22 protein-coding genes are annotated in these 21,714 nt (G+C 34.9%); 20 read left to right on the forward strand and 2 right to left on the reverse strand.

Annotated elements, in window-relative coordinates; genetic code table 11:
• The first annotated feature begins 13 nt into the window (after nucleotides 1-13).
• The 5 genes from M2098_RS02305 to M2098_RS02325 are packed head-to-tail and all read left to right on the forward strand — an operon-like array spanning nucleotide 14 to nucleotide 5,204.
• Nucleotides 14-1,693 (forward strand): 2-isopropylmalate synthase, encoded by a 1,680-nt coding sequence (locus tag M2098_RS02305; protein ID WP_280681584.1) that lies wholly within the window; start codon nucleotides 14-16, stop codon nucleotides 1,691-1,693.
• 3 nt (nucleotides 1,694-1,696) lie between these two features.
• Nucleotides 1,697-2,965: a 3-isopropylmalate dehydratase large subunit gene (leuC, locus tag M2098_RS02310; RefSeq protein WP_134168796.1), complete on the forward strand. Its 1,269-nt coding sequence runs from the start codon at nucleotides 1,697-1,699 to the stop codon at nucleotides 2,963-2,965.
• 2 nt (nucleotides 2,966-2,967) lie between these two features.
• Entirely contained in the window at nucleotides 2,968-3,465 is a 498-nt protein-coding gene (leuD, locus tag M2098_RS02315; protein ID WP_134168794.1) for a 3-isopropylmalate dehydratase small subunit, read from the forward strand.
• Nucleotides 3,458-4,531 carry a 3-isopropylmalate dehydrogenase gene (gene leuB / locus M2098_RS02320; RefSeq protein ID WP_134168792.1) on the forward strand — a complete coding sequence of 358 codons (1,074 nt, stop codon included), beginning with the start codon at nucleotides 3,458-3,460 and terminating at the stop codon, nucleotides 4,529-4,531. The genes leuD and leuB overlap by 8 nt, the downstream gene beginning before the upstream one ends.
• Nucleotides 4,532-4,535: 4 nt before the next feature.
• On the forward strand, nucleotides 4,536-5,204 hold the full coding sequence (locus M2098_RS02325; protein WP_134168790.1) for a putative ABC transporter permease: 669 nt from the start codon (nucleotides 4,536-4,538) through the stop codon (nucleotides 5,202-5,204).
• A 116-nt stretch (nucleotides 5,205-5,320) separates the two neighbouring features.
• Here the strand turns inward: M2098_RS02325 and M2098_RS02330 are convergent, their stop codons facing one another.
• Nucleotides 5,321-6,190, reverse strand: coding sequence for a metallophosphoesterase (locus M2098_RS02330; protein ID WP_280681578.1), 870 nt, complete (start codon nucleotides 6,188-6,190; stop codon nucleotides 5,321-5,323).
• 80 nt (nucleotides 6,191-6,270) lie between these two features.
• Here M2098_RS02330 and M2098_RS02335 point away from each other — a divergent pair, with 80 nt between their 5' ends.
• The 11 genes from M2098_RS02335 to M2098_RS02385 all read left to right on the forward strand — a co-directional run bounded on the left by M2098_RS02335 (nucleotide 6,271) and on the right by M2098_RS02385 (nucleotide 18,784).
• A complete protein-coding gene (locus tag M2098_RS02335) occupies nucleotides 6,271-7,296 on the forward strand; it encodes a M15 family metallopeptidase (RefSeq protein WP_280681576.1) in 1,026 nt (341 codons plus the stop codon).
• 114 nt (nucleotides 7,297-7,410) lie between these two features.
• A complete protein-coding gene (polA, locus tag M2098_RS02340; protein WP_280681573.1) occupies nucleotides 7,411-10,002 on the forward strand; it encodes a DNA polymerase I in 2,592 nt (863 codons plus the stop codon).
• A 9-nt stretch (nucleotides 10,003-10,011) separates the two neighbouring features.
• Nucleotides 10,012-10,845: a DNA-formamidopyrimidine glycosylase gene (gene mutM, locus M2098_RS02345; protein ID WP_280681571.1), complete on the forward strand. Its 834-nt coding sequence runs from the start codon at nucleotides 10,012-10,014 to the stop codon at nucleotides 10,843-10,845.
• Nucleotides 10,818-11,429 carry a dephospho-CoA kinase gene (gene coaE / locus M2098_RS02350; RefSeq protein ID WP_280681569.1) on the forward strand — a complete coding sequence of 204 codons (612 nt, stop codon included), beginning with the start codon at nucleotides 10,818-10,820 and terminating at the stop codon, nucleotides 11,427-11,429. Before mutM ends, coaE begins: the two co-directional genes overlap by 28 nt.
• A complete protein-coding gene (locus M2098_RS02355) occupies nucleotides 11,416-12,582 on the forward strand; it encodes a DnaD domain protein (RefSeq protein ID WP_280681567.1) in 1,167 nt (388 codons plus the stop codon). The genes coaE and M2098_RS02355 overlap by 14 nt, the downstream gene beginning before the upstream one ends.
• Entirely contained in the window at nucleotides 12,569-13,480 is a 912-nt protein-coding gene (zapE, locus tag M2098_RS02360) for an AFG1/ZapE family ATPase (protein WP_134168776.1), read from the forward strand. Before M2098_RS02355 ends, zapE begins: the two co-directional genes overlap by 14 nt.
• A gap of 68 nt (nucleotides 13,481-13,548) precedes the next feature.
• Entirely contained in the window at nucleotides 13,549-14,511 is a 963-nt protein-coding gene (gene pfkA, locus M2098_RS02365; RefSeq protein ID WP_134168774.1) for a 6-phosphofructokinase, read from the forward strand.
• A 17-nt stretch (nucleotides 14,512-14,528) separates the two neighbouring features.
• Nucleotides 14,529-15,941 (forward strand): pyruvate kinase, encoded by a 1,413-nt coding sequence (gene pyk, locus M2098_RS02370; RefSeq protein WP_280681564.1) that lies wholly within the window; start codon nucleotides 14,529-14,531, stop codon nucleotides 15,939-15,941.
• Between the two features lie 127 nt (nucleotides 15,942-16,068).
• A complete protein-coding gene (gene rbr / locus M2098_RS02375; protein WP_243833732.1) occupies nucleotides 16,069-16,635 on the forward strand; it encodes a rubrerythrin in 567 nt (188 codons plus the stop codon).
• Nucleotides 16,636-16,728: 93 nt separating this feature from the next.
• Nucleotides 16,729-18,114, forward strand: a complete 1,386-nt coding sequence (locus tag M2098_RS02380; protein ID WP_280681562.1) for a TrkH family potassium uptake protein — start codon at nucleotides 16,729-16,731, stop codon at nucleotides 18,112-18,114.
• Nucleotides 18,115-18,121: 7 nt separating this feature from the next.
• Nucleotides 18,122-18,784: a TrkA family potassium uptake protein gene (locus M2098_RS02385; RefSeq protein WP_280681560.1), complete on the forward strand. Its 663-nt coding sequence runs from the start codon at nucleotides 18,122-18,124 to the stop codon at nucleotides 18,782-18,784.
• Between the two features lie 50 nt (nucleotides 18,785-18,834).
• On the opposite strand, the gene M2098_RS02390 is transcribed toward M2098_RS02385, so the two are convergent.
• Nucleotides 18,835-19,083: a NifU family protein gene (locus M2098_RS02390; protein ID WP_134168766.1), complete on the reverse strand. Its 249-nt coding sequence runs from the start codon at nucleotides 19,081-19,083 to the stop codon at nucleotides 18,835-18,837.
• A gap of 129 nt (nucleotides 19,084-19,212) precedes the next feature.
• On the opposite strand from M2098_RS02390, the gene M2098_RS02395 reads away from it, so the two are divergent.
• The 4 genes from M2098_RS02395 (at nucleotide 19,213) to M2098_RS02410 (ending at nucleotide 21,714) form a co-directional block, all read left to right on the forward strand.
• Nucleotides 19,213-19,575, forward strand: coding sequence for a CvfD/Ygs/GSP13 family RNA-binding post-transcriptional regulator (locus M2098_RS02395; protein WP_280681557.1), 363 nt, complete (start codon nucleotides 19,213-19,215; stop codon nucleotides 19,573-19,575).
• Nucleotides 19,568-20,848 carry a glucose-6-phosphate isomerase gene (locus M2098_RS02400; protein WP_280681555.1) on the forward strand — a complete coding sequence of 427 codons (1,281 nt, stop codon included), beginning with the start codon at nucleotides 19,568-19,570 and terminating at the stop codon, nucleotides 20,846-20,848. The genes M2098_RS02395 and M2098_RS02400 overlap by 8 nt, the downstream gene beginning before the upstream one ends.
• Nucleotides 20,848-21,288 (forward strand): CpXC domain-containing protein, encoded by a 441-nt coding sequence (locus tag M2098_RS02405; protein WP_280681553.1) that lies wholly within the window; start codon nucleotides 20,848-20,850, stop codon nucleotides 21,286-21,288. The genes M2098_RS02400 and M2098_RS02405 overlap by 1 nt, the downstream gene beginning before the upstream one ends.
• Nucleotides 21,289-21,375: 87 nt before the next feature.
• A complete protein-coding gene (locus M2098_RS02410) occupies nucleotides 21,376-21,714 on the forward strand; it encodes a metalloregulator ArsR/SmtB family transcription factor (protein WP_280681551.1) in 339 nt (112 codons plus the stop codon).

Raw genomic sequence — 21,714 nt, forward strand, 5'->3', positions numbered from 1 at the left:
GGAGGTAAAGTTTATGAACTTTAATAAGTACAAGCGTGGTTATTTCATGCCACCAGAGCCTTGTTTTGACTGGGTAAAAAAAGAATATATCGATACAGCACCAACATGGTGTTCTGTCGATTTACGTGATGGAAATCAAAGTTTGATTATTCCGATGAGTTTAGATGAGAAGTTAAAATTCTTTGATTTACTCGTAAAGGTTGGATTCAAAGAAATTGAAGTTGGGTTTCCAGCAGCTAGTGAAACAGAATATCAATTCTTACGTACACTGATCGAACAAGATTTAATTCCTGATGATGTAACTGTGCAAGTACTTACACAAGCTCGTGAACATATCATCAAAAAGACATTTGATGCGCTTGATGGATGTAAAAAGGCAGTGGTGCATGTTTACAATTCAACAAGTGTTGCGCAACGTGAACAAGTCTTTAGAAAATCAAAGGAAGAAATTCTTACGATTGCCACAAATGGAGCAAAGTTATTAAAAGAATTGGCAAAAGATGCAAAAGGGGATATTCGTTTTGAATATTCACCAGAAAGTTTTACAGGAACGGAAATGGAATATGCACTTGAAGTGTGTAATGCTGTACTTGATATATGGCAACCAACACCAGATAAGAAAGCGATCATCAACTTACCGGTAACTGTAGAAATGAGTATGCCACATGTCTATGCTTCACAAATTGAATATATGCATAAACATTTGAAACACCGTGATGCAGTTGAAATTAGCTTGCATCCACATAACGATCGTGGATGTGGTGTAGCGGATAGTGAACTTGGTTTACTTGCTGGTGCTGACCGTATTGAAGGAACATTATTTGGTAATGGAGAGCGTACAGGAAATGTGGATATTGTGACTCTTGCATTAAATATGTTTACGCATGGTGTAAATCCAAAATTAGACTTCAGCAACATTCAAGAAATTGTACGTGTATATGAAGAAGTAACACGTATGCGTGTTTATGACCGTCAACCATATGCAGGAAAACTTGTATTTGCGGCATTCTCTGGTAGTCACCAAGACGCGATTGCAAAAGGGTTGAAATATCGTGAAGAAATTGGTAGTGATTTATGGAATGTTCCATATTTACCAATTGATCCAAAAGATGTTGGTCGTGAATATGAAAGTGATGTAATTCGAATCAACTCACAATCTGGAAAAGGTGGAATTGGATACTTGATGGAAGAGTATTACGGATTTGATTTACCTAAACGCTTCCGTGAAGGATTTGGCTACTACATCAAAGATATTTCGGATAAGAAACATGCAGAACTAATGCCAAATGAAATTAAAGATATATTCGAAAAGGACTTTGTGAATTTACAAGCTCCATTAGAATTAATCGATTATCACTTTACTAGAAATGGAGATATTTCTGTAGAAGTTGAAGTGAACTTTAAAGGGGAACATAAAATGTGCAAAGGTAATGGTAATGGTCGTTTAGATGCAGTTGCTAATGCCTTTAGAGAACACTTAGGCTTAACTTTTGATGTCATTGATTACAATGAACACTCACTTGGAAAAAGTAGTGCATCAAAGGCTTGTGCCTATGTGGAAATAAATGATTGTGTCAATGTAGATCGTTTTGGTGTAGGAATACACGATGATATTATCGCTGCTAGTATTCAAGCGATGGTTAGTGCCTTAAATCGAGCGATCAATGAAAAAGCAAAAATAGAGGGGGAATAAACAATGGGAATGACAATGTCACAAAAGATCTTAGCAGCACATGCAGGTCTTGATAACGTACAACCAGGACAACTTATTATGGCAAATTTGGATATGGTATTAGGAAATGATATTACAACTCCAGTTGCAATTAATGAGTTTGAAAAACATGATTTTGATAAGGTGTTTCATAAAGATAAGATCTCAATCGTACTCGATCACTTTACACCAAATAAAGATATTAAAGCAGCAACACAAAGTAAACAATGTCGTTGTTTTGCAAAACATCAAGAGATCACAAATTTCTATGATGTAGGGCAAATGGGAGTAGAACACTCATTATTGCCTGAAAAAGGAATTGTGACTTGTGGTGATTTAGTTATCGGTGCTGATTCACACACATGTACATATGGAGCACTTGGTGCATTTTCAACTGGTGTTGGTAGTACAGATATGGCTGCTGGTATGGCAACTGGACGTGCTTGGTTTAAAGTGCCTAGTGCAATTAAATTTAATATTACAGGTAAATTAAACAAAGATATTAGTGGTAAAGATGTTATTCTTCATATTATTTCAAAAATTGGCGTTGATGGTGCCTTATACCGTTCAATGGAATTTGTTGGTGATGGAATTAAAAATTTGAGCATGGATGATCGATTCTGTATTGCGAATATGGCAATTGAAGCTGGAGCAAAAAATGGAATCTTCCCAGTTGATGAACAAACATTAGCTTATGTAGAAGGACGTGGGCAACGTACTCCAACCATCTTTGAAGCAGATGCAGATGCTATCTATGATGAAGTATATGATATTGATTTATCAACAATTGAACATACAGTTGCATTCCCACACTTACCTGAAAATGGGAAAACGCCTAGTGAATGGGGAGATATTGCAATTGATCAAGTATATATTGGTTCATGTACGAATGGACGTTATTCAGATATGGAAGCAGCTGCAACCATTCTAAAAGGACGTCATATTGCCGAGGGAATTCGTTGTATTGTAATTCCTGCAACCCAACAAATCTATAAGGACTGTATTAAAAATGGTCTTGTTGATATCTTTATTGATGCAGGATGTATTTTCTCAACACCTACATGTGGACCATGTTTAGGTGGTCACATGGGAATTCTTGCAGAAGGTGAACGTTGTGTAGGAACAAGTAACCGTAACTTCGTTGGTCGTATGGGACATCCAAAAAGTGAAGTATATTTAGCTTCACCACAAGTTGCAGCAGCAAGCGCAATTGCTGGTAAACTAGCAACACCAGAAAGTGTTAAGGGGGAATAATCATGATCGCAAAAGGAACTGTACATAAGTATGGAGATAACGTTGATACAGATGTTATCATTCCAGCTCGTCATTTGAATACACAAGATGAAAAAGAATTGGCAAGTCACTGTATGGAAGATATCGATGCTGATTTCATCCATAAAGTAAAAGCAGGTGATATCATGGTTGGTGAAGCAAACTTCGGTTGTGGATCCAGTCGTGAACATGCACCAATCGCAATTAAAGCAAGTGGAATCTCATGTGTAATCGCTTCTAGTTTTGCACGTATTTTCTACCGTAATTCAATTAATATTGGATTAGCGATCATTGAATGCCCTGAAGCAGCTAAAGAAATCAAAGATGGAGACATCGTAAATGTTGATTTTGATAAAGGAATTATCGTAAATGAAAGTCAAAACAAAGAATATACATTCCCTCCATTTCCTGAATTTATTCAAAAGATTATTTCAAGTAATGGATATCTAAATGCAATCAAGGAGGGAAAATTCAATGATTAAGAATATTGCAGTAATTAAAGGGGACGGAATTGGTCCAGAAATCGTAGATGAAGCAATCAAAGTTTTAAAAAAAGTAGAAGAAGTATATGAACATACATTTAATTTAAATTATGTAAAAGCTGGTGGGGAAGCAATTGATGCATATGGTGAATGCTTACCAGAAGCAACGGTAGAAGCTTGTTTAGCAAGTGATTCAGTTTTATTAGGTGCAGTTGGTGGTCCAAAATACGATGTACAACCACCAAACAATCGTCCAGAAAAAGCACTTCTAGGAATTCGTAGTCGTTTAGGCTTGTATTCAAACTTGCGACCAGCAAAGTTATTTACTGAATTAAAAGATGCGTCTCCTTTAAAACCAGAAATTGTTGAAGCGGGAATTGATTTTATGGTCGTTCGTGAACTGACTGGTGGAGTGTACTTCGGTGATCATGTTACAACAAGTGAAAATGATGTAGAAGTAGCTTACGATGTGATGAAGTATTCAGCTCCTGAAGTTATTCGTATTGCAAAAGTAGCTTTCGAAACTGCAATGGTACGTAATAAGAAGTTATGTTCTGTAGATAAGGCAAATGTTCTTGATTCATCAAAATTATGGCGTAAATACGTGCTTGAAGTAGCTAAGGACTACCCAGAAGTAGAACTTACACATATGTATGTAGATAATGCTGCGATGCAAATTTGTAAGGATCCAGCACAATTTGATGTAATCTTAACTGAAAATATGTTTGGTGATATCTTAAGTGATGAAGCAAGTATGATTACAGGAACCATTGGAACGATTCCATCAAGTTCATTAGGTGAAGGAACTCGTGGTATGTATGAACCTATTCACGGTTCTGCCCCTGATATTGCAGGTCAAAACAAAGCAAATCCAATTGGAACGATCTTATCTGTTGCTATGATGCTTAAATATTCATTCTTTATGGAAAAAGAAGCACAGGCAATTGAAACTGCAGTTCAAAAAGTGTTAGATGATGGATATCGTACAGGAGATATGATGGACAAACATACAACGCTAGTAGGCTGTAAAGAGATGGGAGATCTTATTGTAGCTGCAATAGCATAGATGTATGGAAAAAGTAAAAAAGGTTGAGCGTAGATTTGCAGAAGGATACTGCTTTAAGAAAATATTCTTTCTGTTTCTTATCGGATGCATTGTCGGAACGTATTATGAAGAAATTCTAATGCTGTTTGAAATGCATAAATGGGTGAATCGCAGTGGTTTGATTTATGGACCATTCAATCCAGTATATGGACTTGGATTTATCTTATTTGTTGTGTTGTTAGGGAAAAACTATAAAACACGCCCCTGGTATGTAAATTATCTACTTAGTTGTTTAGTTGGAGGTATTACAGAGTTTGGATTATCTTGGTTTGAAGAAGTAGCATTTCATGCAGAAAGTTGGGATTATACAGGGTATTTTCTAAATATTGGTGGACGAACAACCATTCCATTTATGTTGGTATGGGGACTTGGGGGTATGTTGATTTTGTATGTCATCTATCCGTGGTTATCTTCTTGGATTGAACGAATTCCAGTTCGTATAGGAAATCGTTTGTATCCGATTATCTTAATTTTTATGATTTTGAATATGTGTATATCTTATAGTGCACTATTTCGTTTAGGAATGCGCAATCAAGGAAAACCACCAATGACAATTGTTGGAGAAATGCTTGATACAGTATATCCAGATGAGTTTTTGCATAAAGCATATCCAAACCTTGTTGTAGAAAAGTAAATATAGTAAAGACATCATGTAGCGTGATGTCTTTTTATATGAGAAATTGTTGATATCAATTGTGAAGCGCAAAAAAAGAAGTATTCATCAATACAAATACTTCTTCTTATAAATCTTTATTTTTTTGCATGTGCTAAGCGATACATTACAATTTGAGGGTTAGCAAATACACGCATATCTACATTGCTTGTACCTAAACCGTTAGAAACATGAATCGTTGTTGTACCACGTGTGTGTTTACCTCTTTCATAAGTTTCTGCCCCTTCAATGCTTTTAAATGCACCAAGAATTGGAATTGAGATTTGACCACCATGTGAGTGTCCTGCAAATGCGATACTTACAACATTATCAGGTAACTGGGTATAAATATCTGGTGCATGTGTAAAGCTAACAACAAAACTATCTGCACTCACATTTGTAAATGCTGCTTGGATATTTGGTGAACCACCAAGTAATGAATCGATACCTACTAGGGTAATGCTACTAGTTGAACCATTATGAATCCGAGTGTTTCGATTTGTCATATCTTCAAAGCCAGCATCAAATAGTAAGTTTTGCACCATCGTTTTGGCATCTGTACGATCTAAAGGCATATCTGCTTCACCAAGTACATAAAACTTTCCAAGTGGTGCATCTAGTGAAGATAACAGTTCTTTTACTTTTGCAGTTTGTTCAGGTTGATCAATAAATGAAGAAGGATCACTAAATAAATCTCCACCAAATAAGATGACATCTGGTGCTGCTTTATTAATCTTGTCTATCATATCTTGTAGACGCTCTTCATCAACAAATTCACCATAATGGATATCACTAATGTAAGCTATATTTATTTCGTCCATATCTTCAGGTATCTTAGTAGATGTAATGCTTTCATGCTGCACTTGATAGTTTTCAGGTGCAAAATACATGGAATAAAATAACACTCCTGCAAAAGCAATTACAATCACTAATAGGACGATTAGTACTTTTAATAAACGTTCTTTCATATGCATTATTTTATCACACCGACACTCGAAGTGGAACTATTTATATTGAGATTGACCTAAGATTTGGTATAATGAGTTAGATGAAACTTAAAAGAGGTGTATTGGTACTCGTTTTATGTGCAATGTTTCTAGTGTGTTTTAGCTTATTGGATGATCATTATGACCCGTTTGCTAGATACAAAAGTTACTTTACAAAAGAAAACGAAGATATCATTCGACAAACAATCACAGATACAAATGATATTGATTATATTGTCCAACAAAAAATAAAACCAGAACAGTATATGGAATTCATTCAAGTTCCAGGATTTACTGTTAAAAATATATTGTGTTATGAAGCCGCTAAAAATGTACAGCCAGCAGATCCAACAGCGATTGTGAATTTTGTGAATACATATCGTCAAGATTATAGCGTACGTGAATTTGAATTATTAGTCACGAACTATAGCTATGAAAGTTTAGCAAGTTATTTTGACAATGGATATTTATATTTCAAAGATAGCAATCTTGTATTAGATGCAGCAGATCCTATGCTTCTGTTGAAAGACAAACATATTGTGATTAACTATGTACCAAAGAATTTAGTTGGTGTTGATTTCTCAATTATTGGTTCAGCAAGTATTGTAGCTGGGGAAGAACAAGTTAAAGTACGTGATGAAGTTATTGAACCCTTACGTGAAATGATGGCTGCATTTGTTAAAGCGGAACCAAGCAATGCAGGAAAACTATTACTTACAAGTGGATATGTATCGTATACAGATCAAATTGAGTTATGGAAAAATGCACAAATCCAATATGGAACAGTTGATTTTAAAAGATATAGTGATTATCCAGGTCAAAGTGAAAGTCAATTAGGATTTACAATTACATTAAAGATTGTTGGAAAAGATAAATTAGAAGATATTGAAAATTCTGAGGAATATAAATGGTTAGTTGAACATGCACACGAGTATGGATTTACTTTCCGTTATCCAAAGGATAAAGAAAGCATGACAGGCAAAACATATCAACCCTTAACATTACGTTATGTTGGAAAAAGCAATGCTGAAGATCTTCATGATGCAAAAAAAGTCTTAGAAGAAATCAAAACAAAAGAGCTTGATTAGTCTTTTGTTTTTTCTTTGCCAAAAATCAAAAGAAAACGAAGTATTATCGGAATTGTTTTTATAACGAGTCGAGCGAGTTTGTGGTATGATTAACAAGTATGGAGCGTGATATATATGAGCTGTGAAATTTTATTAATTGATGGAAATTCAATGTTATTTAGAGCCTACTATGCAACTTTGTATAGTGGAGCAAGAATGAGCACATCTAGTGGGGTCTCAACAAATGCAGTGTATGGTTTTGTAAACATGATCAATAAAGCAATTGCAACAATTGAACCGGACTATGTAATGGTTGCTTGGGATAGTGGGAAACCGACATTTAGACATGAAGCATATGAAGCATATAAAGGTACACGAAAAGAATTGGATCCTGAATTAAAGGTGCAATTTCCAATTGTTCGTGAGTTTTTGGATGCATACGGAATTTTTCGTTATGAAGAAGATGGAATTGAAGCAGACGATATCATTGGTTCACTAGCAAAACATTATAAGGATCATAAAGTTGTAATTCTTACAAGTGATCAAGATTTACTACAATGTATTGATGATACAACATCTGTAATGCTCATGAAAAAAGGAATTACAGAGATGGAAGAAGTTGATACCAAAAAACTAGAAGAACTAAAACAAGTACGTCCAAAGCAAATCATCGATTTAAAAGGATTGATGGGGGATAGTGCAGATAATATTCCTGGAGTAAAAGGGGTTGGAGAAAAAACAGCAACAAAACTATTACTAGAATATGATTCACTTGAAGGTGTATACGATAATATTGATAAGATTAAGGGAAAACTAAAAGAAAAGCTAGAAATGGACAAAGATAATGCTTTTATGTCAAAACAACTAGCTACAATTAAAACAGATTGTACAGTACCTGTTGAACTGGACCAATTGAAGTATGAAGCAAATGTGCCAGCATTAAATGATTTCTACACGAAATATGAAATGCGCTCATTTATGAAAAACATTACAGTGAAACCAACAAAAACAAATATCGAAGTAAAAGAAGTTGAAGCATTACCAAAAGTACTAATAAATGAAAAAGAGATTTACATGGTGTTTGATTATGACAATCAACCATTTTATGATGCACAATTATATGGAGTGCTTGTTGCTAGTGATACAACAGCATATTATCTAGCCAAAGAATATATGTTAATGGATAGTGTACTTGCAACTTTGTTGAATAGTGATATCACTAAAATTACCAACAACGCAAAAGAAGCGTATCATTTACTAGATCATGCAGGTTTATCCTACACAGATTTTAGTTTTGATGTACAAATTGCTGCATTTTTATGCGACAACTATATCAATGATGAAAAGCAGTTAGCTTTTAAATACAATTATCAATTTGAAAAGACAAAAGATGATGTATATGGGAAATCAACATCACCCAAACTTGCAGATCCTGACCAACGTTTAACATATGTTGGAGATCAAATGTATATCATACAAGACTTATATCCAAAACTAACTGAAGAATTAAAAGAAAAAGAGATGGACCGTCTATTTATCGAAATGGAAATGCCATTGACACGTATTTTGTTTAACATGGAAAAGCAAGGTGTGCGCACATCACAAGATGTACTTGAAGAAATTCATGGAAAGACACAAGTGATTTTACAAGCATTAGAAAAAGAAATTCATACACTTGCAGGTGTCGTATTTAATGTAAACTCACCAAAGCAACTTGCAGAGGTCTTATTTGATACCTTAGGTTTAAAAAGTAATAAGAAACGTAGTACAGCGATTGATGTGTTAGAGAAATTACGTCATACACATCCAATTATTGATAAACTAATTGAATATCGCAAATACCAAAAAATTGATTCAACCTATGCAGTAGGTCTACAAAAACACATTCGTAAGGATGGAAAGATTCATACCTTATATCATCAAAGTTTAACGCAAACTGGACGCTTATCTTCAAGTAATCCAAACTTGCAAAACTTAAGTGTACGCGATGAAGAGTCACGTGAAGTACGTCGTGCCTTTATTCCTAGTGAAGGATGTATGTTATATGCAGCAGATTATAGCCAAATTGAACTTCGTGTACTTGCGCATATGGCAAATGAAAAACAAATGATTGATGCCTTTACACATGGTATTGATATTCATACAAAAACAGCGATGTTGATTTTCAATGTTGATAAAGATGAAGTGACTTCAGCAATGCGTCGTCAAGCAAAAACCGTTAACTTTGGAATGGTGTATGGACAAACACAATATGGATTATCAAGTGAATTAAACATTGATATGAATACAGCGAAAGACTTTATGGATGGATATTTCCATTCATATCCGCAAATTAAAGCGTTTATGGATGAGACAATCGATTTTGCTAAAGAACATGGATATGTAAAAACGATGTTTAATCGTCGTAGAATTATTAAAGAAATTAATGATAAAAATTATATGACACGTGAGTTTGGAAAACGTGCTGCTATGAACGCACCAATTCAAGGTAGTGCTGCAGATTTAATTAAACTTGCGATGATTCATGTAACAAAAGCTATGGAAGAAAAACAGTGTAAGAGTAAACTGATCTTACAAATTCATGATGAGTTAGTTTTTGATGTTCCAACAGATGAAATGGACATGATGGAACAACTTGTTAAAGATGCAATGGAACATGTTGCAAAACTACAAGTACCATTAGTTATTGATGCAAACTTTGCAGATAATTATTTAGATAGTAAATAGGAAGACAATATGCCAGAATTACCAGAAGTAGAAACGGTTCTAAGAACTTTAGAACATCAAATCAAAGGAAATGAAATCGTACATATTGAAGTACGTTATGCAAAAATGATCGATGCGATAGATGCACAAGAATTCACAAAGTTACTTGTGCATCAACATTTCATTGATTTTTCGCGTGTTGGAAAATATTTAATCTTTGGTATGAATGATGTAAATTTGGTAGTTCATTTACGGATGGAAGGGAAATTTTATATTTATCAAAAAGATGAAGATCCATACAGTAAACATGCACATATTATTTTCACGCTTGATGATAGTAGAAAACTTGTCTACCATGATGTTCGTAAATTCGGTCGGATGTATGTATACGATAAAGATGTAATTCTTTATGAACAAAAAGCATTCCAGCATGTTGGTTATGATGCATTTGATTCACATGTTGATGCAAATTACTTATACCAACAAGCAAAGAAAAGAAAAACAACATTGAAACAGTTCCTACTGGATCAAAGTGTGATGGCAGGAGTAGGGAATATTTATGCAGATGAAATTGCTTTTCGTTCAAAACTTCATCCAGAAACGAAAATCTATCATCTAACAAAAAAAGATTTCGAAAGGATTTTAGAAAATACACGTATTATTTTACAAGGTGCTATTAAAGCTGGAGGAACGACGATTCGTTCGTATACATCTTCTTTAGGCGTAGATGGAAAATTCCAATTACAATTAAAAGTCCATATGAAAAAAGGGGAAGCTTGCCCAATTTGTGGAAATCCAATTGATAAAATTGTAGTTGGTGGTAGGGGGACGTATGTATGTCGTACGTGTCAAAAACGCAAATGAGAAAAGTTGTGATTAGTGGAACCATCGGTTCAGGAAAAACGTATATTTCCAATATATTGAAAGAGCGAGGTGTGCCTGTGCTGTGTCTAGATGAAGTGGCCGCACATATTCGTGATACACAAGCAAAAGCAGATATCATTGAAGCCTTTGGACAAGACATTCTAACAAATGATGAAATTGATCGAAAAAAATTAGGAAACATTGTGTTTGCTAGTAAACAAGCAAAAAGACAATTGGAAAGTTTCATTCATCCAAAAGTATTAGTTGAAATGCAAGCATTCTTTAAAAAACATACACAAGCACCTATTTGTGTAGTTGAAGTAGCAAATGTCCATGAATTTGGTTGGGAAGTCTATTTTGATGAAGTGTGGATTGTGACTTGTGATGATGCAGTTGCTATTGAACGATTGATGAAACAAAGAGGATATTCTAAAGAATATGCAAATACAGTATTGAATGCACAAAAGAAATTTATGCCCACTGCTCAACAAGTAAGTGCATATATATACAACAATCCAGGTGATGATGTAGTTTCTCAATTGGATACATTATTAGAAAGTAGAGGTAGTTATGACATTACGTGAAGATAGTAAATTGCAAATCGAAATCCATGGCAAAATCGAACGACATGATTACCATGTTTTAACTATGCTTTATTATCCTTTAATTCATGAAAGCGCGTATTTGTTGTATGAAATGATGGCAGCTTTAGCTGATGAAAAGATGAGTTTTGATAATCATTTAATCTTAGTTAAAGTAAGTGGTTTACGCATTGAAGTGATTGAGCGTGAACGTAAAGTACTTGAGAAATATCAATTACTAAAAACGTACTATTCGCAAAAACTAGATCGATACATCTATGAACTATATCCACCAAAAAAACCAACAGAGTTTTTAGAGCATGAAGTATTTGGACGTATGTATCTAGACTTACTTGGAGAACAAGTCTTTCGCTTTCAAAAACAAGCCTTCTTACAAGAAAGCTTACGTAAGCAGGAATATGAAGATATCTCTGAATGTATTAGTGATGTGATTCGAGAAGGTTGGAATGAACACTTTGAAAACACTTTTAGCCAAATGCAAGAAGAAATTCAAGAGCAACGGGATGGTAGTGAAATTATCTTCAACTATGATGCATTCTTGTTGAATTTTAAAAATGTATGGCCGCCAAAAAAGCGTTCTGCTAAACTATTAAAGGAAATTGGACGTGTTGCTACACTATATGGAATTCATCCGCAAACGATGCGTGGAATCGTCTCACGTTCACTTGATAAAGATGGGAATCTAGATGTAGATGCGATGCGTAAGCGTGCAGCAAACAGTAAAGCAAAATACGAAACAGATGAGGTAAACATCTACAAGTGGCCGCCTGTTCGATTCCTACAAAATAAACAAAAGGGTGTTGAGGTAAGTCGTTATGATCGTGAAACGATTCGTATTTTATTAGAAGAGTATAAATTACATCCAGAGGTTGTTAATGTGCTTATCGATTATGTGTTGCAAAAAGCAAATCAGAGATTCCCACGGAATTTCGTAGAGAGTGTTGCTGGTTCTTGGTTACGTAGTAATATTGAAACCTACGAACAAGCAGTTGCATATATGCATAATCCAACAAAAACAACTAAAGATGAAAAAGTATTAATCTCATATGATGAGGAAGATACAATGAGTGAAGATGAACGTCAACGCTTGATTGAAGAAATACGACAAAGGAGGTTAGCAAATGGAGAAAGTTAGTTTTCAATTAAAAGAAGATGAACTACAACGCAAAGAACGTGAGTTTCTAGCACAAAGTTTAATTAAAGATGAACGAATTCAACGCTTTCTTGCAACATATAAAGTCGACTATGAGTTTGTTTTACAAAATGCATATACACTAAAAGATTATGTTGCTCGACTTGACCAATGTCGTGATTGTGTAGGCTTAAGTCACTGTAAACAGCCAAATACAGGCTATTTGCTTGAAGTAAGTGCAAATGATGGTATATTAGACTATGAGTATGTAGCATGTCGTTATGAAAGCAAAATTGAACGTCAAACTGCACACCAAAACAAGTTAATTTACAATGATATGTCAATTGAACAAATGGGATATCGTTTTACCAATATCGATATTGCAAACGAAAGTGGACCATATTTAGCAGTTGCTAATTATGTCGAACGTCGAAGCACGATCAGTGATCCACAAGGATTTTATCTAAGTGGTTTACCAGGTGTTGGAAAAACCTATTTGATGTGTTGTTTTATCAATGAAATGGCAACTAGAGGAAAGCGCTGTGCATTTGTGCATGTGCCAACACTGATTGCGAATTTAAAAACATTGATGAATACACCGCATGGATATGGACATGTGATTGAGAAATTAAAAAAAGTAGAGGTCTTAGCACTTGATGATATTGCTGGAGAAAGTGCATCATCTTGGTCGCGAGACGATATCCTGTTGCCAATATTAAATGAGCGAATGGAAGCACATCGCTTAACGATATTCACAAGTAATTGTGCGATGGATAAACTCGAAGAATTCTATAGTTTAGGTAAGAAATCAGTCAATAATGAGCTCGGTGCTTTGCGAATTAGTGAGCGAATTAAGATGTTGGCTGAGGAAAAAGTCGTGAAAGGTAAAAATCGCCGATAGATACACTAGATATTATTGAAGATAAGTGGTATATTAGTAGTGATTTTTAATCAGTGGGGAGTGCAATTATGGTAAAAAGAATTGGCGTACTCACATCTGGTGGTGATGCACCAGGAATGAATGCTGCGATTCGTGCAGTCACAAGAGTTGCAACGAATATCGGTATTGAAGTCTACGGAATTTATGATGGATACCGCGGAATGGTGGAAGGAAAAATCCAACCTCTTACTCGCCGTGATGTATCTGACATACTTGACCGTGGAGGAACAATGCTGGGGTCTGCAAGACTTCCTGAGTTCAAAAGCCTCGAAGTGAGAGAAAAAGCTGTCGAGCAGCTTAAAAAATTCGGAATTGAAGCAGTAGTTGTCATCGGTGGGGATGGTAGTTACAGAGGAGCTTTAGCCTTGACCGAAATGGGTATTAACTGTATCGGTCTACCTGGGACAATCGACAATGATATTTCCAGTACGGATGAAACCATTGGGTTTAATACCGCACTAACGACCATTGTTGATGCCGTCGATAAGTTACGTGACACATCAAGTTCACACCATCGTTGTTCTGTTGTCGAAGTTATGGGAAACCGTTGTGGTGACCTTGCATTATTTGCAGGGATTTCTACAGGTGCGGAAATTGTCATAACTAGTGAAACAGGATTTGACGAAGGTGAAGTGTTAGACCGCTTGCGTGAATTTGATGTTGTGAAGAAGAAAAACCATGCATTGGTAATTATCTCTGAGAAAATTACAGATGTAGAAGTTTTTGCGCGTAAGGTCTCACAACATACCGGATTTTCTGGTAGGGCAACTATTCTTGGGCACGTTCAACGTGGAGGATCTCCTGTACCTGCTGATCGTATTTTAGCATCTCGCATGGGTGAGAAAGCTGTCGATCTACTGATGCAAGGTATTGGTGGTCAGTGCGTTGGGACGCAATCAGGTAATATTGTTGGTGTACCGATTGAAGAAGCACTTAACATGCCAGCAAAATCAAGAAAAGAATTACAAAATTTATTCGATCGTTTAGTATAAGGTGAGGTAAGAAAAAAATGAAAAAGACGAAAATTATTTGTACGATTGGACCGGCTACAGAAAGTCCAGAAATGCTTAAAAAACTAGTAGAGACAGGAATGAACATTTCACGTTTAAACTTCTCTCATGGTGATTATGAAGAACACGGAAACAGAATTAAAAACATCCGTAAAGTAAACGAAGAATTAGATTCAAATATCGGAATCTTATTGGATACAAAAGGACCAGAAATTCGTTTAGGAGATTTCAAAAATGGTCAAGAAAGCTACAAAGCAGGAGATATCGTAACACTTGTTCGTGAACCGATTTTAGGAACACACGACCGTGTACATGTACAATGTCCAGAAGTATTTGATGATGTTCAAGAAGGTGGAACATTCTTAATCGATGATGGAAAAGTACGTTTAACAATTCTTGAGAAAAAAGATGGAGAATTGGTTTGTCGTGTAGAAAACCCTGGAGTACTTAAAAGCAAAAAAGGATGTAACGTTCCAAATGTTAAATTAAGTATGCCATTCGTATCTGAAAAAGATGCTAACGACATTCGTTTCGGATGTAAAAATAAAGTGGATTACATTGCTGCATCATTTACACGTCGTAAAGATGACATCATGGACATCCGTAAAATCTTAAAAGAAGAAGGTCAAGAAGATATTCAAATTATCGCTAAGATTGAAAACCAAGAAGGATATGACAACTTGGATGAAATCTTACAAGTTGCTGATGGAATCATGGTTGCTCGTGGTGACCTTGGAGTCGATGTAAGCTTTGAGAAAGTTCCTATTTACCAAAAAGAAATGATTAAAAGAGCAAACGCATACGGAAAACCAGTTGTTACTGCAACACACATGTTAGAATCAATGCAACAAAATCCACGTCCAACACGTGCTGAAGCAAGTGATGTTGCCAACGCTGTATTGGATGGAACTGATGCAATTATGCTTTCAGGAGAAAGTGCTGTTGGTATGTACCCAATTGAAGCTGTACAAACAATGGTTACAATTTCTGAAGGTATGGAAGCAATTTTACCTTACCGTGAAAAATTACGTACTTCAATTAGTACTTCTAAACGTACAAAATCAGATGCTATTGGTATTGCCGTAGCAGATACAGTACTTGCAATGGATATTGCAGCAATCGTATGTTTCACATCAAGTGGAACAAGCGCTAGACGTATTTCTAAATTCCGTCCAGATTGCCCAATTTTAGCTGCAACATTCGACGAAAGAACTCGTCATGCATTAACAATCAACTGGGGTGTAAACGCTATGGTTGTTGACAAAGTAAATAACTTAGATAACGAATCAGAATTAGCAAGTGATGTTGCTAAAGAATTCGGATGCAAAAAAGGTGATACAATCATCGTTGTTGCTGGATATCCACATGGATCAGGAGCAACAAACTCAATGCGTATTATCGAAGTTGAATAATTCATTTTAACTGAATGAGGACTCTATGATGGGTTCTCATTTTTTTTTACACTCTTTGTGTGCGTCATACTTGATAGTATATATATAAAGTGTTTTAATTAAGATAACATATAGGAGGAACGGAAATATGAAAATAGCAGAAATGTCTGATCTTAAAAAGTTGAAAGGAACCAAAACGGAAGAAAACTTACAAACAGCGTTTGCAGGGGAATCTAAAGCATCAATTAAATATACATTCTATGCTTCAAAAGCAAAGAGTGATGGATATGTGCAAATTCAAAACATCTTTAATGAAACTGCGCACAATGAACATGAACATGCGAAAGTTTGGTTTAAAATGTTACATGATGGTGCTGTAAAAGATACAGCATGGAACTTGAAAGATGCTGCCGCTGGTGAAAACTACGAGTGGACAGACATGTATAAAGGATTTGCCGAAACAGCTGATGCGGAAGGATTGCACCAAATCGCTGAACGATTTAGAAGTGTTGGTGACATTGAAAAACGTCACGAAGAACGTTACTTAGAGTTACTTAAAAATGTAGAAGAAAACACAGTATTCAGTAAATCTGAAGAAAAAGTTTGGATTTGTACAAACTGTGGACATATTACAGTTGGAAAAGAAGCTCCAGAAATTTGCCCAACATGTGATCATCCACGTGCTCACTACGAAATTTTTGAAGAAGAATTCTAAGCTAGTACAAAAATAAAGCGACGCGATGTCGCTTTTTTTAAATATGGTTCAATTATGGTTGTATAAAAACTGGGAAGGGGTATAATATACTTTATGAAACATAAATTATATAAGATTGTGACTATGTCTGGACTATCTCCAACAAAGAAAATTGCAATTAGTTTCTTTGCGGTTATTTTCATAGGCGCATGTTTATTAACACTGCCAATTGCAAATCAACCAGGTACGAGTATTACTTTCATAGATGCACTTTTTACCGCAACAAGTGCAGTTTGTGTAACTGGTTTAGTTGTCTATTTTCCAGCCGTACAGTTAACACTATTTGGACAAGTTGTACTTATGCTACTCATTCAAATTGGTGGTTTAGGATTAATGACATTAGTTGCAACTATTCATTTAGGCTTGAAGAATCGCTTGTCTGTACAAAATAAAATTGCAATGAGAGAAGCACTTGGGCAAAAACAAGTCGTAGACTACAAAGCATATCTATTTCGTATAGTGAAATATACATTTAGTTTTGAACTTGTTGGTGCTTTATTACTTGCATTTGTGTTTGTTCCTGAACAAGGAATAGCGCGTGGTTTATTTTGGTCTATATTCACAGCTATCTCAGCTTTCTGTAATGCAGGATTTGATCTTGTAGGAACTGTCAATTTAGCACCCTATGTAAGTCAGCCATTAGTCAATCTTGTTGTTATGGGACTTATTATTAGTGGGGGACTTGGTTTTATCGTGTACTTTGATGTTCGTGATAAAATGTATTTGCTCACAAAACAACATATTCCATTTAAACAATTCATTAAGCGTTTAAATCTACAAACAAAACTTGTCTTTATTATGACAATTATCTTAATTTTTGTGCCTGCACTATTTATTTTTATTAATGAATACAACAATCCAAATACACTAGGAGCACTTAGTCTTGATGGAAAGATATTTGCTTCGTTATTTAACTCAGTGACATTACGTACGGCAGGTTTTTCAACCATTGATTATACTAAAATATATGAACCAACTGCATTTATGATGATTGTGACAATGTTTATTGGTGGATCTCCTGGAGGTACTGCTGGTGGTATTAAAACAACAACATTTGCAGTTATTGCGATCTTTGTTATTCATAGTTTAAGAGGACATACAAAAACAAGTGTCTTCCACCGAACACTTTCCTTACAAACGGTTGCTAGTGCACTAAATGTATTCACCCTTAATTTCTTATTCCTTTTCACTGGGATAATGATATTATCATCAGCAACTGATTTTAGTTTACTAGCCATTATGTTTGAAGCTGTATCTGCAATGGCAACTGTGGGATTGAGTTTGGGAATTACAGCAAGTTTACCAATTTTAGGAAAACTAATAATTATTACCTTGATGTATGTAGGTAGAATTGGAATTATCACATTCTTATCTTCTATTATTAGAGAAGATAAACATAAAGATATCGAATACGCAGAAGGGCGTTTGATGATCGGATAGGAGCTATATGGAAAAGAAAATTAAACAAGTAGCAGTATTAGGACTTGGTGTCTTTGGATCGACTGTCGCAAAAACGTTAAGTAATCACGGAATTGAAGTTATTGCAATTGATCGTGATATAGAAGCAATTGAACGACTTGAAGACATTGTCTCAGTAGCAATTCGTGAAGATATTACAGACTTAGATGCACTTACAGTTGCAGGGGTAGCGGATTGCGATGTAGCAGTAATTGCTGTTGGTACACAACTAGAAGTAAGTGTTATGAGCTTATTAAACTGTTTAGAACTTGGTGTGCCTCAGGTAATTGCAAAAGCAAAAAATAAACGCTTTGAAATGGTGTTACGTAAAGTAGGTGCTCATAAAGTTATTCGTCCAGAAAAGGCGATGGGTACACTTACTGCAAACTTACTTATCAATAATGATATCGTCAATCAAATAAGTCTTGATGAAGAATATTCAATCGTTGAAATCAAAGTACCAAATCACTGGATTGGTAAGTCACTAGTTGATTTGGATTTACGCAACAAACTAGGTGTTAATGTACTAGGAATTCGTAAATTTCATGAAAAACTAAACATTACACCTAATCCTTCCTATATCTTTGAAGCTGATGATCGACTTGTCATTATTGCACATATTAATGTGATTCAAGATTTAGATTTAATTTAAGAAGTCATTTGACTTCTTTTATTGTACAAAAAAAGCAACCTCTCGATTGCCTAGAAATGCATTTCTGTTTGTTCAACTTGAACTTCATTAACGCCTTCAACTTCGTCTTTTAGCATTGCTTCAATACCAAATGTAATTGTATCATCAAGGGCTAAACAGTCCATACAAGCACCTGACATTTTGACATATACTACGCCGTCTTCAAATTTCGAAAATTCAACGTCTCCACCATCTCTTTGGATGTAAGGACGCATTTTATTGATAACAGCAATAATCTCTTCTTCTTTTTTAGTTGCCATACTATACACCTCTTTATCTACTGAGATGTATTATAGCATGTTTTATAAAAAATAATAGAGGTTTGCTTTCTATTCCTTATTTTTTGTGAGTTGTTTGTGATATAATGTTTCTCATAGGAGGTAACGCTATTGTATCAAGTAGGAGATGTAGTTGAAGGGGTAATCACAGGAATTCAACCATATGGGGCATTTGTAAGAATTGATGACAATCACAATGGTCTACTTCATATATCTGAAGTTTCAGACGATTATATTCACGATATTCGTCAGTATTTACAAATGGAAGAAACACTACAGGTGAAGATTCTTGACTTAGGAGAGGATGATCACCATTTTAAACTATCTTTAAAAGCTTTGCGCAAAGAAGGAGGACGGTATCGTCGTTCGAATGTGCAAAAACTTTTACCGGAACATAAATTAGGTTTTCGTACATTGGAAGAAAAACTTCCTATTTGGATCAAAGAAACGTTACAGGAGGAAAATGATGATTAAATTAAACACAGACCACGCGTTTTTAAATGAAGATATTGCTTCATACCAAGGACAAGTGAATGAACTTCATGATGCAATCATGAACAAAACAGCAAAAGGAAATGACTTTTTAGGATGGGTTGATTGGTGCAACAACTATGATAAAGACGAATTTGCTCGCATCAGAAAAGATGCAGCATATGTTCGCGAAAACTGTGAAGTTTTCTTAGTTTGTGGTATTGGTGGTTCATACTTAGGAGCACGTGCTGCAATTGAAATGATTAACGGGTTATATGGTAAAGATAAATACAAACCTGAAATTATTTTCTGTGGAAATACATTCTCAAGTACATATACAAAACAAGTGTTAGACTATATTGCTGATAAAGAAGTTATGATTAACGTTATTTCTAAATCAGGAACAACAACTGAAACATCATTAGCGTTCCGTTTATTTAAACAATTTATCGAAAAGAAATACGGAAAAGATGAAGCTAAAAAACGTATTATTGCGACAACAGATGGTACAAAAGGTACACTATTTGATTTAGCAACAAAAGAAGGTTACACGAAATACGTAATTCCTAATGATATCGGAGGACGTTTCTCAGTAATTACACCTGTTGGATTATTACCAATTGCTGTTGCTGGAATTGATATCGATGCATTAATGCAAGGGGTAACTGATGCATTTAATGACTTTGATACAGCGGATTTATCAAAGAATCCTGCATATGCATATGCAGTAGCTCGTCGTATTCTACAAAACCAAGGTAAGAATGTCGAAATGTTTATTACTTACGACTTACAAACAACAATGTTGGCTGAATGGTGGAAACAACTGTTTGGTGAATCAGAAGGTAAGAACGGAAAAGGTATTTTCCCAGCTGCTGGAACATTCTCAACGGATTTACACTCAATGGGTCAATTTGTTCAAGATGGATTAAAGATTGTATTTGAAACATTAGTGTTATTTAAAAATCCAACGGAAGATGTTATTTTCCCTGAAGATGCAGATAACTTAGATAACATGAACTATCTTGCTGGAAAATCTCTTGATTGGGTAAATAAAATGGCAATGCAAGGTACACTTGAAGCACACGAAGTTGAAGGAAATGTTCCTAACTTATTAATCGAAGTTGAAGATATGAGTTCACACTCATTTGGATACCTTGTATATTTCTTCTTTAGAGCAGTTGCAATGTCTGTGTTGATGTTAGATGAAAACCCATTTGATCAACCAGGAGTTGAAGTTTATAAGAAAAACATGTTTAGACTATTAGGAAAAAAATAGTGCAAGAAAAACTGTTTCAACTTGTATGTCCTACATGTAAACAGGAATTTTACATAAAGCGTGATACGATCATCAATCATGAAATCGATGAAAATCTTGTACCTTTAGTAACCAGTCGAAGCTTATTTGTCCATACATGTGAAAATTGTAAAACAACCTTTCCATTAGATTATCCAGTACTGTATTATTTTCCTAAACAACGGATGTATATTGGATATCAATTAAAGGGTGAGGGAAGTATTACTTCAACATACATTGAAGCAACTACAATGGATATGTTTGTTGAATATGTACATATACTACAAGATGGAATTGATTTAGAAGCAATATTACCATTAAAAGATGGAGTGCTTAAAGGCTATACATATGATGGTAAAGATGATCATCAACTGTTCTTTCGTAAAGATGAACAACTTATATGTTTGAAAAGGCGGGATTAATTTCTCGCTTTTTTAGTGCAAACACTTGAAATAGTTGAAAAACAGTATATAATGAACATATGAACAAACGTTCATATGAGGTGAGAGATGGAAAATAAAAAAGCAAACGAATGTCAACATACACAATTTCAAAGAGTCGATGAACTAGATGCTGTAGAAGCAGAAGAACTTGCCATCTTTTTTAAGATGTACGCAGATACAACAAGACTAAAGATTCTACATGTTTTATTCAAAGGTGAGATGTGTGTGCAATGTATTGCTGATGAACTAGAAATGTCGCAAAGTGCAATATCACATCAACTTGCAATTTTAAAAAGAAATCGAATCATTAAATCGCGTAGGGATAAGAAAAATATGTTTTATTCATTAGATGATCGACACATTGAACTTATCTTTAATGCAGCATATGAACATATAAAGGAGTAG

The sequence above is a fragment of the Breznakia sp. PFB1-19 genome, assembly GCF_029893935.1.
Taxonomy (GTDB): Bacteria; Bacillota_I; Bacilli_A; order Erysipelotrichales; family Erysipelotrichaceae; genus Breznakia; species Breznakia blatticola.